At 41.3% G+C, this 361-nt stretch carries 1 protein-coding gene; it reads left to right on the top strand.

Features of this window, described 5'->3' with window-relative positions:
- Nucleotides 1-17 precede the first annotated feature (17 nt).
- A partial coding sequence (locus D4A39_RS19515) for a hypothetical protein (protein WP_199699521.1) occupies nucleotides 18-361 on the top strand: 344 nt, incomplete at its 3' end.

The following is a 361-nucleotide window of genomic DNA, read 5'->3' as shown; positions in this document are numbered from 1 at the left end:
TATTGGGATTGGCTTGTATGTCTTTGATGGCTTCCTGTGCAGACTTGGATTATCATGAATATACAACTTATGATAAAAGTTATGTCTTTACGGATTTTGGTCGTACGGGGGCTGTGGTAACAAATATTTATAGCTATCTGGATTCAGACCTTCCGGCAGACGGATCACTTTGTTCTGCTTGTGATGAAGCTGAATATGCGTGGAGCTGGTCTTCTGTACTTGGCTATACAGATGGTCGTTGGAGTCCGACGAACGCTTATAGCAGATGGAGCTTCGAAGGAATTCGTAAGGCAAACTTTTATTTGGAAGAATCTAAGAATGCAGATTTTTCAGAGTTGAAACAGGATAAAAACTACGAGGC

Source organism: Alcanivorax profundi, from assembly GCF_003597125.1.
GTDB classification, from domain to species: Bacteria; Pseudomonadota; Gammaproteobacteria; order Pseudomonadales; family Alcanivoracaceae; genus Alcanivorax; species Alcanivorax profundi.
Note: the sequence above shows the minus strand (reverse complement) of the source record. Positions and strands in the feature narration are given on the sequence as shown.